We start from the raw sequence: 14,848 nt of genomic DNA on the forward strand, positions 1-14,848 counted from the left end.
CCTCCGTGCGGTGAAGATTCGACACCTCCACCACACACGGGGGCCTTCGCCATGATCAAGCCCGGCCAGTGTCAACAACGCTCGTGATCAATACACCTAGACCTTGCCGGCCGACGGCTTCGGCTCCGCCCGGCCCGGGCGGGGCCTGCGTGCGTGGACGGCCCTGCTGAGGCGGCGACCCAGGAGCAGGTAGCCGATGAGCGCGCCCGTCGTGTTGAGGATGACGTCGTCGATGTCGAAGGCGCGGCCGGTGACCAGGGCCCCCTGGGCGAACTCCACCAGGAGCATCACGATCGCGGTCAGGAGCAGCACGCGCAGGATGCCGCGGGTGCGGGGGGCGACCACGGGCACCAGGACGCCGAAGGGAATGCCGAGCAGGATGTTGCCGCCGATCTGCTTGAACGCGTCCCGCAGTTCGGGCTGGTCGAGATAGGCCTTCAGGGAGTCGCCCGGTTGCAGATTGGTGTGGGTCAGCGCCTCCGAGGCGGGCGAGGGCTGCAGGGTCAGCCGGGCCAGCACCACGGCGAAGGCGACCATGAACGCGAACGCGCACAGCATCGCCAGCAGCCGGACGGGCCACGGGAGCGGGCGTCGCTCGCTCCCGGACCCGGTGGTCCGGAGACGTGAGGCAGCACTGGCCATGGGGGGTCCTCCACTCTTCAATTTCCCTGCGTGACAGGGCGGTTACCCCCGGGCGCGCCGACGATGCCGTAGGGGGAGGTTCCAGACACGGTCCCGGGCGGTGTCGCCCGGGACCGTTCCCACCCTCGGTTGCCCCGCCTTCCGCCCGGACACTCCCCATGGCGTGGCCCGGGAACCGGTCAGCTCCCGTACGAGACGCGCACCTCCTTGAAGCCCAGGGAGCGCAGCAGGCCTTCGAGCATGCCGGTGGTGTTCGCCTCGGCGCGTGCGGTCAGCTCGCTCTCCTTCGCCGCGTCGCCGATGTGCCGCACCGCGAGCTTCTGCACGGCCTGCTCTCCGTTGGGATTGTCCGAGAAGAGGTCGCCGAGGCGGTCGAAGAGACCGCGTTGCTTGGAGACCGCGTAGGAGCGGTCGGGGTCGAGGGCGGGCTTGCCCAGTTGCGCGTGGGGCAGCCGGAGGGTGGCGGACGTGCGGTCGCCGTTGACCCGCACGTCGTTCTCGCCGACCTTGCCCAGGTCCACGTAGGCGTCGACGGTGCCCGCCCCGACGTACAGGGTGCGGGTGCCGCGGATCGCGTCGGGCAGGAGCTTGGCGTCCTTCTCCAGGTCCACGACCACCTGGAAGTTGCCCGAGGCGGCGTCGTAGCGGCTGATGTCCTGGATGGACTTCAGCAGCGCGGGGCCGGACCGGTCCTGGGTCTCGGTGCCGAACAGGTCCTTCAGGCCCGGGATCACGCTCAGCCGGAGCCCGGCGAAGAACACGACGAGCAGCAGCACGAGCGCGGTCACCACTTTCGCCCAGCCGGGCATGCGCCCGGGGAGGCGCTTGACGGGAGTCGTCATGCGACGGCCCTCCTTCCTACTGACCGGATGCCCGCCACGCCCCCTGCCAGACCGCCGGGTTCAGGAGGGGACCACCCCGGCGGAAGCACGCGGGGCGCATACCCGTCAGGGGCGGGAGGTCGCCTCCGGCTGCTCCAGCGCCGCGTCCAGTGTCGGTTGCGGAGGCAGTAGCCGGGACAGGCCGGTGATCCGCAGGACGCGCAGCGTGAGCGGGTGCGCGCAGACGAGGAGCACCCGGCCCCGCCGCTCGAGCACCCGGCTGCGGGCGCGGTACAGCAGCCGCAGTCCGGAGCAGTCGAAGAAGTCGATCCCGCTGAGGTCGATGACGACCAGGGGGGCCGGGCGGTCCGTCTCCCGGTCCAGGTGCGGTGCGATCTCCGCGGCCGCGGCGAGATCGATCTCGCCGCGGAACTCCAGCACCGTGTGGCCCGGTTCCCGGTGCACGCGCAGATGCCGGGTGAGCGGTGCAGGTTCCTGCCGCACGACGAGATCGCCTCCAGCCTGCTCCGTGCGTGGGGAGGGGTTACGGCCTCAACACCGTTCCCCGCCCTGCAAGTTACCCTCCAACGAGTGAATTTGAGCATGTTCGATTGACATATGTCTTTGAATTCCCGCCGAGTTGGCCGAGGTTCGCGCCGGGGCGTGCGCGGGTGAGGTTCCGGGGGCGCGTCGCAACGGCACGGCGGGGCTACGACAGGGCGTGCCAGGCCCGGGTGAGCGCTTGGCGGAACTGCTCGGTCTGGTGGGTGGTCAGGTCGCCCACCATCCGCTCCTCCAGCTCCCGTACCGGCCCGGCGTGCCGGGCGAGCAGCTCGCGGCCGGAGTCGGTGAGCAGGATCAGCAGTTCGCGGCGGTTGCGGGGGTTGCGCTCCCGGCGCACCAGTCCGCGGCCTTCCAGGGAGCGGACCAGGTCCGCGATGGACTGGGCGGTGACGAAGGAATCGCGCGCCAGCTGGGCCGCGGACAGCCCGTCGTGCCGCTCCAGCACCGTCAGTGCCGTGTACTGAAGAGCGGTGATCCCGGAGGGTCTGACCAGCTCGTCCAGATGGGAGCGCACAACGAGCTCCACCTGCTTGACCATGTAGAGCAGGGAAGGGGGCGCCTTGGTCACCTGTGCGTCCAGCATGGAGGCAGGCTAGAGCATTGACAGGATTCCTGTCTCTCATGAGACTGCACCACAGACAGGAATCCTGTTTATTGAAAACTTGGCAGAACTTGGCGACGACGCTGAGGAGTGGCGATGACCACCTTCGAGAGCACACCGGGGCGACTGTTCATCGGAGGCCGATGGCGTGAGGCCGCCGACGGGGCGCGCACCGAGGTGATCGACCCCTCCCGGGGCACGGTCGTCACCACCGTCGCCGAAGCGGGCCCCGCCGACGTCGACGCTGCCGTACGCGCCGCCCGTGAGGCCTTCGACGACGGCGCCTGGTCCGGTCTGAGCGGCCGCGAGCGCGGCCGGGTGCTGCAGCGCGTCGCCCAGCTGATCCGGGAGAACGCCGACGAGCTCGCCGCGCTGGAGAGCCTGGACGTCGGCAAACCGATCACGCTGTGCGGCGCGGTCGACGTCACCAACGCGGCCAACGACTACGAGTACTACGCGCACCTCGCCCAGAGCCAGGACGGCGCCCTGCGCGACCTCCCCATGAACGCCCTCGCCTACACCAAGCGCGAGCCCCTCGGCGTGGTCGCCGCGATCACCCCGTTCAACTTCCCCCTGATCCTGGCCGGTTCGAAGCTCGCCCCGGCGCTGGCCGCCGGCAACACCGTCGTCCACAAGCCGGCCGACGAGACCCCGCTCAGCGCCCTCTACATGGCCCGCCTGCTCCAGGAGGCGGGCGTCCCCGACGGAGTGGTCAACGTGGTGACCGGCAGTGGCCCGGTGGCGGGTGAGGCGCTGCTGCGGCACCGGGGTGTCGACAAGGTCGCCTTCACCGGCTCCACGGCCATCGGCCGTCACGTGGCGAGCGTCGCGGGGGAGGCGCTCAAGCCCGTCACCATGGAACTCGGAGGGAACGCCGCCCACATCGTCTTCGAGGACGCCGACCTGGAGAAGGCGGTCGGCGCGGTCATCAAGGGCTTCGTCTTCAACACCGGCCAGTTCTGCATGGGCGGCCCGCGCCTGCTGGTGGCCCGCTCGGTGTATCCGACGCTGCTCGGCATCCTCGCCGAGGCCGTGCCCGGCGTACCCGTCGGCGACCCGCGCGACCCGGTCACGGTCGTCGGCCCGATGGCCGCCGAGAAGCACCTGAAGAAGGTCGAGGAGTACGTCGCCCTGGCCCGCATGGAGGGCGCCCGCATCGTCTGCGGCGGCGAGCGGCTCGACCTCGACGGCGGCTACTACTACCGGCCCACCGTCATCGCCGACCTGGCCAACGACTCCCGCGTGATCCAGGAGGAGATCTTCGGCCCGGTCCTCACCGTCCAGCCCTTCGACGACGAGGACGAGGCCGTCGCGCTCGCCAACTCCACGCCCTACGGCCTGGCCTCGGGTGTCCAGACCGGCAACCTCGCCCGCGCGCACCGGGTCGCCGGCCGGCTCCAGGCGGGCATCGTCTGGGTCAACGACTGGGCGATGCTCGACCCGGCGGTGCCCTTCGGCGGGGTGAAGGACTCAGGCTACGGCCGCGAGTACGGGCCCGAGGCCCTCGCCGGTTACACCAAGGTCAAGTCCGTCGTCGTCTCGCTCGACTGAGAGACCGTCAAGGAGTCATCGCGATGCCCATCACCACCCGTGCCGCGGTCGTCGAGTCCGGCGGCGCGCCCTTCACCCTCTCCGACGTCGTCCTCGACGCACCCGGCCCGCACGAGGCGCTGGTCCGCATGGCCGCCACCGGCCTGTGCCACACCGACCTCGGGGTGGCGAGCGGCGGACTCCCCTTCCCGCTCCCCGGGGTCCTCGGGCACGAGGGCGCCGGCGTCGTCGAGGCCGTCGGCTCCGCCGTCACCGGCATCACGCCGGGCGACCACGTCCTGCTCTCCTTCACCTCCTGCGGCGACTGCCGCAACTGCCGCGGCGGGCACCCGGCCTACTGCGCGGCCTGGCTGCCGCTGAACCTGCTCGGCGGCAGCCGGGCCGACGGCACCAGCACCATCAGCCGGGGCGGCGAGGCGCTGGGCGGCCACTTCTTCGGGCAGTCCTCCTTCGCCGAGCTGGCGTTGGCCGACGAGCGCAGCCTCGTCAAGGTCGACCCGGACCTGCCGCTGGAGTCGATCGCCCCGCTGGGCTGCGGCGTACAGACCGGCGTCGGGGCCGTGTGGAACGTCCTGAAGCCGGAGACCGGCGCCACGGTCGTCGTCCTGGGCGCCGGAGCGGTCGGCCTGTCTGCCGTGATGGCGGCGGCGCTCACCCCGGCCACCAGGATCGTCGCCGCGGACCGGGTCGCCGAACGCCTGACCCTGGCGAGGGAGCTGGGCGCCACCCACAGCGTCGACACCAGCGGCACGGACCTCGCCGAGGCCCTCGCCGAGATCACCGGCGGGCAGGGTGCGGACGGGGTCGTGGAGACCACGGGCAACGTCGGCGTCCTGCGCCAGGGCGTCGACGCGCTCGCCGCCCGCGGCACCCTGGTCGTGGTCGGCGCCCCGCCCTTCGGTACCGAGGTCGCCCTCGACGTCAACGGCCTCCTGGGCGGCAAGCGCGTCGTCGGCCTCACCCTCGGCGACAGCGAGACGCAGACCATGATCCCGGCCCTGGTCGCCCTGGTGAAGGACGGGCGGCTCCCGCTGCACCGCCTGATCGGCACCTACCCCTTCGCGGACATCGACCGGGCGGTCCAGGACATGAGGTCCGGCAAGACGATCAAGCCGGTCCTGACGTTCTGACACCGCCCGCGCGACGCCGGCTCAGCCGTTCAGCAGCACCAGCTTCCCCGTCGTACGGCCGGTGTCGCCGAGGGTGTGGGCCTCGGCGGCCTCGGCCAGCGGGAAGGTGCCGGCGATCGTGGCGCGCAGCTTGCCCGCCTCCACGAGGTCCGCGATCGCCTCCATGCCGCTGCGGTCGGCGTCCACCAGCATCCGCAGCGCCCGCACACCGAGCCGCTCGGCCTCCTCGTAGAGGTCGTCCGAGCCGCCCGGGAGGATCGAGACCAGGACACCGCCGGGGCGCAGCACGCGCAGCGAACGCAGGGCGTTGTCACCGCCGATCGTGTCCAGGACGACATCGGCGTCCTTCACGGTCTCGGTGAAGTCCGTCTCGCGGTAGTCGATCGTCTCGTCGACGCCGATGCCGCGCAGGAACGCGTGCTTGCCCGCGCTCGCCGTGCCGATCACGTAGGCGCCGCGCGCCTTGGCGATCTGCACCGCCACGTGCCCGACCCCGCCGGCCGCGGCGTGGACCAGCACCCGCTGCCCGGGCCGGAGGTCCGCGTGCTCGGTCAGCGCCTGCCAGGCGGTGAGCGAGACGAGCGGGAGCGCGCCCGCCTGGATGTGGTCGACGCCGGCCGGCTTGCGGGCGAGGGCGCGGACCGGGGCGATGACGTACTCGGCGTGCGAGCCGTGCCCGTAGGGGTACGGCAGCATGCCGAAGACCTCGTCACCGGGCGCGAAGGCCGCGACGCCGATGCCGACCGCCTCCACCACCCCGGAGACGTCCCAGCCCAGGACGAAGGGCGGTTCGCCCAGGAATCCACCGGTGGCACGGTGCTTCCAGTCGGTCGGGTTGACCCCGGCGGCCCGCACCCGCACCAGTACCTCGTTGGGCCTCGGTACCGGGCGCTCGATCTCCACTTTCTTCAGGACCTCGGGGCCGCCGAGGACGTCCTGGCTGATGGCTCGCATCGTGTTCTGTGTGCTCATGGTCCACCAGCGTGCCGGTCCGCGGACCCCGCGCCAATGGCAAGATTGCCAACATTCGATACGATCGTGCCATGCGACGTGAACGAGTGGTGGTCCTGGCCCTGGACGGGGTGTACCCCTTCGAGCTGGGCATCCCCAGCCGGATCCTCGGCGCGGCCGACGGCCGGTACGAGGTCCTCACCTGCTCAGTCGACGGCCGTCCGGTGCGCACCAACGCGGACTTCGGCGTCACCGTCGAACACGGCCCCGAGGTCCTGGCCACGGCGGGCACGGTCGTGATCGCGCCTGTCGCACCCGACCGTCTGGCCGACGAGGTGTCCGAGGACGTCCTGGCCGCGCTCGCGCTCATCCGCCCCGGCACCCGCATCGTCTCCATCTGCACCGGCGCCTTCGTCCTCGCCGCCGCCGGTCTCCTCGACGGACGCCGGGCGACCACCCACTGGCAGGTAGCCGACCACTTCCGGCGCATGTTCCCGCGCGTCGACCTCGACCCGGACGTGCTGTTCGTCGACGACCACCCGTTCCTGACCTCCGCCGGGGCCGCCTCCGGCGTGGACATCTGCCTCCACCTCGTCCGCAAGGACCACGGCAGCCGGCTGGCCAACAGCGTCGCCCGCCGCTGCGTCGTCCCGCCCTTCCGGGACGGCGGCCAGGCCCAGTACATCGAGCAGCCCGTCCCCGAGCAGGGCGCCGCGAGCACCGCGGCCACCCGCGCCTGGGCTCTGCAGCGCCTCGACCAGCCGCTCACACTCGCCGATCTGTCCGGCCACGCGCGGATGAGCCAGCGCACCTTCGCCCGCCGCTTCCACGACGAGGTGGGCCTCAGCCCGGGCCGCTGGCTGATCCAGCAACGCGTCGTCCGGGCCCGGCATCTGCTGGAGTCCAGTGACCTGACCGTGGATCAGATCGCCGGCCGGGTCGGCTTCGCGACCGGCGCGTCGCTGCGCCAGCACCTGAACGCGGCGATCGGGGTCTCCCCGCAGGCCTACCGCCGCACGTTCCAGACCGCCCGCTGACCTCCACGGCTTCACGCGGTGTGGCTCACACCATCGACATGCGGCCCCACGTACACCCAAGTCCGGTGACCGCAAAGCCATTTGTCGACCTGTTTCCTTCTGTGGGAGCGTGACGGAACCCTCACGTCCGCCCGGGGGACGAGATTGATCCTTTCGGGTCCAAACCCGATAAGGTTCCGATCGGCGCTGCGAGTTGACGCGATCGCGTCCAGTCGACCCGCGGTGCGTACTCATGAGTGCGGTCCACACCCCCCTGTTCGTTCGTGTTGCTTCGAAGGATGCAGATGGAACTCGCCACTCCGCCACCGGCGGCGCGGGCCCCTGTCGCCTGGTACAGCTGGTGGTTGATGCCGCTGGGCCTGGGAGGCGGGACCGTTGCCGCCACGTTCATGAGCTCGGAGCGAATAACCACGGCCGTCGCCGGAATCGCGGCGACGGCGGCCGGTGCCGTGTGCGTGCGGTTGCTGCTGCGCACCCGGGCACAACTGCACCGGGCGGAGAGCTCCTTCCGCACCACGCAGGCCGAGCACAACATGCAGTGGCAGCAGCACGTCGCGGGCCTGGAACGCAAGTTCGCCGCCGATCGCGCCGGCCTGGAATCCCAGCTCAACGAGCAGAACGCGGCCTATGAGCGGCGCCTGGCCGACCAGAGCGCCACGTACGAATCACAGCTCGCCGACCAGAGCGCCACGTACGAATCGCAGCTCGCCGACAGGTCCAGGGCCTACGAGGAACGGCTGACCGAGCAGGCCACCTCTTATGAGGCCCAGCTAGCCGACCAGGCCGAGGTCTGGCAGGAGCAGCTCTCCCACCAGCTCGCCGCGGTCGCCCGGCTCGCCGACGAGCAGCTGCCCGACGCGATGGCCAGGCTGCGCGCCGGCGACGCCATCGACGACCTGCTGCCCACCGTCAACCAGTGCGCCAAGGTCAGTTCGGAACTCCAGGCGGAGCTGCGCAAGCTGCTGCGTACTTCCCTGATCGGCCTGGAGGCGGAGTTCGACCGCTCCACCTCCGCCGAGCAGGCCGTGATCAGCATCGGCAACCGCATCCACGTCCTGACCAGCAAGCTCCGCGGCCGACTGCACGAGATGCAGGGCGAACACGGCCGGCTGCCGGCCGTCGCCCGGGGTCTGATGGAGCTCGACCAGGAACTCGGCCCAGCCGACTCGCTCGCCGCGAGCATCGGTGTGCTCGGCGGTTCGGACCGGCCCGGCCGGCAGTGGCAGGAGCCGCAGCGGCTGCTCAGTGTGGTGCGCGGCGGCATCGGCCGCATCAAGGACTTCCACCGGATCCAGGTGCGCCACCTGCCCGAACTCGGCGTCGACGGCGGCCTCGTCGACCACCTCACGCTGATCCTGGCCCACCTCCTGGACAACGCGGCCCGCTACTCGCCGCCCACCGAGCCGGTCCTCATCTCCGGCAAGGAGGTGCCCAACGGCGTCGGCATCGAGATCCAGGACTCCGGCAAGGGCCTGAGTGAGGAGAAGAAGCGCGAGGCCGAGCACGCCCTCGCGGGCACCGCGCCCGGCGCGGGCCTCGGCGGCATCACCGAGGACGCCAACATCGGCCTGCGCGTGGTCGGCGCCCTCGCCCGTCGCTACGGCATCCGCGTCACCTTCGCGGACTCCCCGTGGCTCGGCACCTCGGTGGTGGTCGTGGTCCCGCACAAGTACTTCAGCCCGCTGCCCACGGCCGCACCCGCCCCGGAGGTCCGCACCGCCGCGGCCGCACCGGTCCGCGAGACGGCCACCGCGCCCGCACCACGGGCCGCCGAGGCCGCCACCGGGCAGACCACGCCCGGTGGGCTGCCCCGCCGTCGCAGCAAGCGGAACGAGACGGAGGCGCCCAAGCCGGCCGAGCGAAGCGAGCGGGTCACCGTCGCCGCCGTCCCGCCGGACGCGTCCTTCTCGGGACTCGCCGCCTTCGCCACCGCCGGACGCGAGGCGGCGGAGGCCTCCGAGCCGGCCGACGACCGCGACACCCTCGCCGGCCGCGAGTACACCGAGCACCGCACCGAAGAGAGCGATCAGTCCTCATGACGCAACAAGGAACAGACGTGAGCTGGGCGCTCCGCGATCTCGTCGAGAGCATCCAGGAGATCCGTTTCGCCCTCGTGGCCTCCAGTGACGGCAAGGCCATCACCTCCTACGGCGCCGAAGACCCCGACGACGTCGACCGCTTCGCCGCCGTGGTGGCCGGCCTGCAGGCGCTGGCCCAGCCGGTCGCCGAGCAGTTCCCCAAGTACGCGGGGCAGTTGCGCCTGGCGATGATCGAGGTGGACGGCGGGCACCTCTTCGTCGTGCGCGCCGGTGTGGAGACGTACCTCGGTGTCCTCGCCAGGGAGGGCCTCGACCAGGGCCTGCTCGGGCACCAGATGAGGGACCTGGCACGCAGGATGGGTGAGCTCCTCGGCACCACTCCGCGCCTGGAGGAGCACTCTGGATGAGTGCTCCCCGCAGACCGTCGGATCCGTCCGGTCTCGAGCGCTACTACGTCCTCACCGGAGGGCGCAGCGGACCGGGCGGGTCGGCGTCGAGCCTCGACGTGGCGACCCTGGTCGTCTCCCGGGCCGCCCCGTTACCGGGCATGCAGCACGAGCACGAGGAGATCCTCCGCCGCTGCCGCGACCCGCTGTCGGTCGCCGAACTCGGCGCTCACCTCGGGCTCCCCTTCAACATTCTCGCGGTGCTGCTGTCGGACCTGCTGGACGCAGGTCGCGTCGAAGCCCGTAACCCCATCCCGGCCCACGAAGCCGGCCGCGGGCCCGACCTCGCGCTCCTTGAGGAGGTACTCAGTGGACTTGAAAGGCTTTGACCAACCCGGAGGCTCGGCCGGGGACACCCGCTCGGTGAAGGTGATGATCGCCGGCGGGTTCGGCACCGGGAAGACCACCATGGTCCGGTCGGTCAGCGACATCAAGCCGCTCACCACCGAGGAGACCCTCACCCAGGCCAGTGTCGACGTCGACCATCTCATCGGCGTCGCCGACAAGACGCAGACCACCGTCAGCCTGGACTTCGGCAAGATCGGCATCAACGAGAGCCTGGTGCTGTACCTGTTCGGCACGCCCGGGCAGGAGCGGTTCTGGTTCCTGTGGAACGGCCTGTTCAAAGGTGCGCTCGGCGCGATCGTCCTGGTGGACACGCGTCGGCTGGAGTCCAGTTTCCGGGCGATCGAGGAGATGGAGCGGCAGGAGGTCCCCTTCGTCGTCGCGCTGAACGTCTTCCCCGACTCCCGGAACTACCCGGTCGAGGAGATCCGGGACGCCCTGGACATCCCCGAGCACACGCCGGTCGTGGCCTTCGACGCCCGCGACCGCGCCTCCAGCCGGGACGTTCTCGTCGCCCTGATCCACCATCTGAAGGAACGCTCGGCCGTGGCCCTGGAGCCCCGATGAACGACTCGACCGAACCCTCCCTGCAGGCCGTGCGGGGCTGCCCCGTCGCCCACCACGGAGCGGACCTGACCCGGCTGTACGGCCCGGACGCCGCGACCGACCCGGAGGGCATCTACGAGCGGCTGCGCAAGGAGCACGGCTCGGTCGCGCCGGTCCTGCTCGAGGGCGACGTGCCCGCCTGGCTGGTCCTCGGCTACCGCGACAACCGGCGGGTGCTCGACAACCCGCGCCAGTTCAGCCGGGACGCGAGGATCTGGCGGGACTGGGCCGACGGGCGTGTCGAGGAGACCTCGCCGCTGATCCCGATGCTCGGCTGGCGCCCGGACTGCGTCTCCCAGGACGGCGAACCGCACCGCAGGCTGCGCGCCGCCGTCACCGACGGGCTCCAGGCCGCGGCGGCCCGCGGTATCCGCCGCCACGCGACCCACTTCGCGAACAAGCAGATCGACGCCTTCGCCGGGTCCGGCAGCGCCGACCTCGTGTCGGACTACGCCGAGTACCTGCCGATGCTCGTGCTCTCCCGCATCCTCGGACTCGCGGAGGCGGAGGGGCGCAACCTGGTCGAGTCCTGTGCCCAGGTTCTCAAGGGCGGTGAGGACGCCCTCGCGCACAACGAACGCATCATGGTGATCCTCGGCGAACTGGCCGAGCGCAAGCGGTCCGAACCCGGCGGCGACCTCACCACCGCCCTGCTGGGGCACGCGGCCGGTCTCGACGAGGACGAGGTGGTCAGCCATCTGCGTCTGGTGCTGATCGCCGCGCACACCACGACCAGCAACCTGCTGGCCCGGGTCCTCCAGATGATCCTCACCGACACCGCCCGGCTCACCGGACTGATCAGCGGCCAGCTGAACGTCTCCGCCGTCGTGGAGGAGGTCATGTGGAACAGCCCGCCGCTGGCCGTGCTGCCGGGCCGGTTCGCCGCCGGCGACCTGGAACTCGGCGGTCACCAGATCCAGGAGGGCGACCTGCTGGTACTGGGCCTGGCCGCGGGCAACGCCGACCCCGACGTCCGGCCGGACACCGGAGTGTCGGTCCAGGGCAACCAGGCCCACCTGGCGTTCAGTTCGGGCCCGCACGAATGCCCCGGGCAGGGCATCGGCCAGTCCATCATCGAGATCGCGGTCGACGTCCTGCTGCACCGCCTGCCGGGCCTCACCCTGGCCGTGCCGGCGGAGGAGCTCACCTCGACCGCTTCCACGTGGGAGTCCCGGCTGGATCGCCTGCCGGTCGAGTTCGCCGTATAACGCCGTCGTGTGGTGCCCGGCCGGCGTCCGGCCGGGCACCGTCGTGTCACACCGTCAGCAGGTCGTCCACCGAACCGCGTCCGGCCTGTTCGGCCGTGGCCACCGCGCCGTCCTTCGCCGCCGCGTAGCGGCCGGTGATCAGCGCCCATTCGTAGTTGCCGTTGATCCAGTGCTGGATGGCCTCCACCCCCATCCGCACCCGGTCGCGTTCCGACTCGTCGAGCCGGAGCTCGTCGCACATGTGCGGGACGCGCTCCTGGAGTTCGAGGTACTCGTCGAGAACGCCGATCGTCATCCGGTACGCCTCGTCCGTGGCCTCCTTCCACGTGCAGCCCCGCTCCCGGCGCAGCACGGCGATGAGGTTGTGGCCGTCGCCGCGGCGCTTCTCCCGTTCGAAGGAGTGGATGTCGTTCATGAACCCGATGGTGTCCGCGGCCAGGTCGCGCATCCGCTCCATCACCGGATGCGCCATCGCCTGGGCCGGCACCTCGAAGCCGCGGCTGCGCTCACCCGCGTCGATGCTGTGGTGGATGCCGACCGTGCGGCGCCGGAACTCGGTGTACTCCTCGAGCGCGAGCGTCCCCTCCAGCCCCCGGGCGGCCAGGTCGACCTCCTCGCAGTGCGCGACGAGGAACCGTCCCCAGGAGGCGGCGAAGCGCGTCTGCCATGTCAGGGACATGCCATTCGAGAGATGGTTCCACACCTCGGCCCAGGCAAGGGATATCGGACAGACCACCCGGGGCGGACTGCCCGCCGGACGCAGGGGAGTGACGATCAGTTCCCGGGCGACCTCGGCTATGCGGTCGGCGCGATCTGGCCTGCTGGCGTCGAACTGGTCGTCGAAGAGGAAGGCCAGGGAGAACCAGTTCATCAGGACGACCATGTCGTCCGCCGACGCGTGCGGGTAGGTGCGGGCAGCGGCCAGAGGCAGGTCCCAGGACTTGTACTCCTCGAACCCTTCCCGGCTGCGGACCAGTCGCATTTCCCACACCCAGCGCAGATGTCGCGCCCGGGCGAACTCCAGATGCTCACTGACGGGGGTGTCGAAGGGCAGGTCGAAACGGACGTCCTGAGGCATGTGCTTCCTTCCGGGAGACGGACCGCAGAGCCCCCCGCCCCTGCGAGCGGACGGTGTCGTGACCGGCCGCACACTCGAACTCGGCTTCGCAGTCCGAACGTTGAACCGAGAAGCGGTACGAGACTGCCCAAGGCGGGAACAAGCCATTCCGTGACACCACCGTGATCTCGGTTACGGCGGAAAGCGGTTGAGGTGCGTACACTCCCACCTCCCTCACCGTCCCGGCTTGTCCGCCGAGTCTCCGGCGTCTCGGCACGCCACACTGGTCCGAGTCCGTCCGACGACTCACCAGGAGGCGCACCGCGATGACGTCCGCACCCGTACGCAGCGCTGAGCAGCGCAAGAAGGACACCCTGCACCGGCTGGGCCACGACGTGGACGCCTGGGTCGCCACGGCCGACGGCGCGTCGGGGGCGCCGTACCTCGTCCCGCTGTCTTTCCTCTGGAACGGCTCGTACCTGCTGTTCGCCACGCCTGCGTCGAGCCCCACCGGACGGAACCTGGCCGCGTCCGGCCGGGCCCGCGTGGGCATCGGGCCGACCCGCGACGTCGTCTTGGTCGAGGGCGCCGTCGAGACGGTCCAGCCCGGTGAGCTGACCGAGCAGGACGCCGAACTCTTCGCCGCCAAGACGGGGTTCGACCCTCGCCGGCTCGCCACGCCGTACCTCTACTTCCGTGTCGTGCCGCAGCGGGTGCAGGCATGGCGGGAGGCCGACGAACTCGACGGCCGCGAACTCATGCGCGACGGACGGTGGTTGAAGACCGACTGAATTGGCCGGACCGGGATATCCGCACAGGAGAGGGTCGTGGGGCACGACCGCCCCGCGGCCGCGATCCTGCGGAGGAGACATGGCACTGGTGAAAGCGGGGGTCCTCGTGCTCGACTGCGCCGAGCCCGAGAAGCTCGCCGTGTTCTACAAGGAACTGCTGGAGGGGGAGGAGTCGGACGCCACCGCGAACCGGGTGGAGATCAAGAGCGCCGACGGCTTCCGGATCGCCCTGCGCCGGGACGTCAACGCGACCCCGCCCAGCTGGCCGCGTCCCGAGAACTCCCTCCAGGCCCACCTGGAATTCGTGGTGGACGACCTCGACGCGGTGGAACGCCGCGTCATCAGCCTCGGCGGCCGGCCCCTGGAGGCCAAGGACCCCTCGGGCCCTCTGGAGGAACGCGGCTACGCCGATCCGGCAGGCCACTCCTTCACCCTGCGCCGCACCGCGCCGACGGCACCCAAGCAGGGCTGAGCGAGGGCAGCCGCTCACCGGCGTGGCGGAGGGAGGACTGAGAGCGGGCCGACCCTGCTCGGGTGCGGCCGAACCGCCCCGTCCGACAGCCGTCGGCCGGCCTCGACCGGGTCGGCTTGGCTGCCGTCGGTCGGCCTTGACGGGGCCCGTTCGGAAGCCGCCGAACCGCCTCGTCGGCGGCTGCCGGACGGCCCCGAACCGGCTGTCCGGTATCCGCCGAACCGCCCCGCCCGGCAGTCGCCGGACGGGGCCGGGTGGCCGTGTCAGTCGCGGCCGCCCTTCTCGCCGACCGGCCAGGTGCCGGTCGAACGCTCGATGGCCTTGGCGCCCGCTCGGTCCACGGCGCTGCGGACCACCGCGAAGATCGCGCCCTGGATCGCGGCGGCGAGCAGCACCTCGCCCCAGCCGCGGTCCTTGTCCAGCGCGTCGGGCGCGTCCTCCTCGTGCCGGATCGCCATCCACGTCTTGCGGAAGGCGAGCCCGGCCAGCCAGCCGCCCGACCAGCCGAGCACGAACCCGAGCGGCTGGTACGCGAGGGACATCTTCTTCTTCTTTGCCACGGGAACTCCTTGGTAGCTGAGGGGGTG

At 71.2% G+C, this 14,848-nt stretch carries 17 protein-coding genes; 10 read left to right on the forward strand and 7 right to left on the reverse strand.

The features are described from left to right. Positions 1-96: 96 nt before the first annotated feature. The 4 genes from ABTX60_RS34325 to ABTX60_RS34340 all read right to left on the reverse strand — a co-directional run bounded on the left by ABTX60_RS34325 (position 97) and on the right by ABTX60_RS34340 (position 2,610). Complete coding sequence (locus tag ABTX60_RS34325; RefSeq protein ID WP_352100939.1) at positions 97-642, reverse strand: VanZ family protein; 546 nt, start codon at positions 640-642, stop codon at positions 97-99. A 179-nt stretch (positions 643-821) separates the two neighbouring features. After that, entirely contained in the window at positions 822-1,484 is a 663-nt protein-coding gene (locus ABTX60_RS34330; RefSeq protein WP_352100940.1) for a DUF4230 domain-containing protein, read from the reverse strand. Between the two features lie 105 nt (positions 1,485-1,589). After that, on the reverse strand, positions 1,590-1,967 hold the full coding sequence (locus ABTX60_RS34335) for an anti-sigma factor antagonist (protein WP_352100941.1): 378 nt from the start codon (positions 1,965-1,967) through the stop codon (positions 1,590-1,592). A 205-nt stretch (positions 1,968-2,172) separates the two neighbouring features. Further along, entirely contained in the window at positions 2,173-2,610 is a 438-nt protein-coding gene (locus tag ABTX60_RS34340) for a MarR family winged helix-turn-helix transcriptional regulator (protein WP_352100942.1), read from the reverse strand. Between the two features lie 114 nt (positions 2,611-2,724). Here ABTX60_RS34340 and ABTX60_RS34345 point away from each other — a divergent pair, with 114 nt between their 5' ends. Together ABTX60_RS34345 and ABTX60_RS34350 are read left to right on the forward strand one after the other, a co-directional pair. Beyond that, entirely contained in the window at positions 2,725-4,179 is a 1,455-nt protein-coding gene (locus tag ABTX60_RS34345; RefSeq protein WP_352100943.1) for an aldehyde dehydrogenase family protein, read from the forward strand. A gap of 23 nt (positions 4,180-4,202) precedes the next feature. Continuing rightward, entirely contained in the window at positions 4,203-5,309 is a 1,107-nt protein-coding gene (locus tag ABTX60_RS34350; protein ID WP_352100944.1) for an NAD(P)-dependent alcohol dehydrogenase, read from the forward strand. Between the two features lie 21 nt (positions 5,310-5,330). Here ABTX60_RS34350 and ABTX60_RS34355 read toward each other — a convergent pair whose 3' ends face one another. Next, positions 5,331-6,281 (reverse strand): NADP-dependent oxidoreductase, encoded by a 951-nt coding sequence (locus ABTX60_RS34355; protein WP_352100945.1) that lies wholly within the window; start codon positions 6,279-6,281, stop codon positions 5,331-5,333. 71 nt (positions 6,282-6,352) lie between these two features. Here ABTX60_RS34355 and ABTX60_RS34360 point away from each other — a divergent pair, with 71 nt between their 5' ends. The 6 genes from ABTX60_RS34360 (at position 6,353) to ABTX60_RS34385 (ending at position 11,941) form a co-directional block, all read left to right on the forward strand. Further along, positions 6,353-7,297: a GlxA family transcriptional regulator gene (locus ABTX60_RS34360; protein WP_352100946.1), complete on the forward strand. Its 945-nt coding sequence runs from the start codon at positions 6,353-6,355 to the stop codon at positions 7,295-7,297. A gap of 284 nt (positions 7,298-7,581) precedes the next feature. After that, on the forward strand, positions 7,582-9,336 hold the full coding sequence (locus ABTX60_RS34365; RefSeq protein WP_352100947.1) for an ATP-binding protein: 1,755 nt from the start codon (positions 7,582-7,584) through the stop codon (positions 9,334-9,336). Further along, on the forward strand, positions 9,333-9,743 hold the full coding sequence (locus ABTX60_RS34370; RefSeq protein ID WP_003994857.1) for a roadblock/LC7 domain-containing protein: 411 nt from the start codon (positions 9,333-9,335) through the stop codon (positions 9,741-9,743). The genes ABTX60_RS34365 and ABTX60_RS34370 overlap by 4 nt, the downstream gene beginning before the upstream one ends. Continuing rightward, complete coding sequence (locus ABTX60_RS34375) at positions 9,740-10,111, forward strand: DUF742 domain-containing protein (RefSeq protein ID WP_030845180.1); 372 nt, start codon at positions 9,740-9,742, stop codon at positions 10,109-10,111. The genes ABTX60_RS34370 and ABTX60_RS34375 overlap by 4 nt, the downstream gene beginning before the upstream one ends. After that, positions 10,092-10,694, forward strand: a complete 603-nt coding sequence (locus tag ABTX60_RS34380) for a GTP-binding protein (RefSeq protein WP_104784387.1) — start codon at positions 10,092-10,094, stop codon at positions 10,692-10,694. The genes ABTX60_RS34375 and ABTX60_RS34380 overlap by 20 nt, the downstream gene beginning before the upstream one ends. Further along, positions 10,691-11,941, forward strand: coding sequence for a cytochrome P450 (locus tag ABTX60_RS34385; protein WP_352100948.1), 1,251 nt, complete (start codon positions 10,691-10,693; stop codon positions 11,939-11,941). Before ABTX60_RS34380 ends, ABTX60_RS34385 begins: the two co-directional genes overlap by 4 nt. A gap of 46 nt (positions 11,942-11,987) precedes the next feature. Here the strand turns inward: ABTX60_RS34385 and ABTX60_RS34390 are convergent, their stop codons facing one another. Further along, positions 11,988-13,019, reverse strand: a complete 1,032-nt coding sequence (locus ABTX60_RS34390; protein WP_352100949.1) for a 7-epi-alpha-eudesmol synthase — start codon at positions 13,017-13,019, stop codon at positions 11,988-11,990. A gap of 305 nt (positions 13,020-13,324) precedes the next feature. Between ABTX60_RS34390 and ABTX60_RS34395 the strand changes: the two genes are divergently transcribed. After that, complete coding sequence (locus ABTX60_RS34395) at positions 13,325-13,789, forward strand: pyridoxamine 5'-phosphate oxidase family protein (RefSeq protein ID WP_352100950.1); 465 nt, start codon at positions 13,325-13,327, stop codon at positions 13,787-13,789. A gap of 79 nt (positions 13,790-13,868) precedes the next feature. Next, positions 13,869-14,261, forward strand: coding sequence for a VOC family protein (locus ABTX60_RS34400; protein WP_175436367.1), 393 nt, complete (start codon positions 13,869-13,871; stop codon positions 14,259-14,261). 263 nt (positions 14,262-14,524) lie between these two features. Here the strand turns inward: ABTX60_RS34400 and ABTX60_RS34405 are convergent, their stop codons facing one another. Continuing rightward, positions 14,525-14,821: a DUF4235 domain-containing protein gene (locus tag ABTX60_RS34405; RefSeq protein WP_031108703.1), complete on the reverse strand. Its 297-nt coding sequence runs from the start codon at positions 14,819-14,821 to the stop codon at positions 14,525-14,527. Positions 14,822-14,848 lie beyond the last annotated feature (27 nt).

The sequence above is a fragment of the Streptomyces sp. NPDC126510 genome, from assembly GCF_040302345.1.
In the GTDB taxonomy this organism is placed as follows: domain Bacteria; phylum Actinomycetota; class Actinomycetes; order Streptomycetales; family Streptomycetaceae; genus Streptomyces.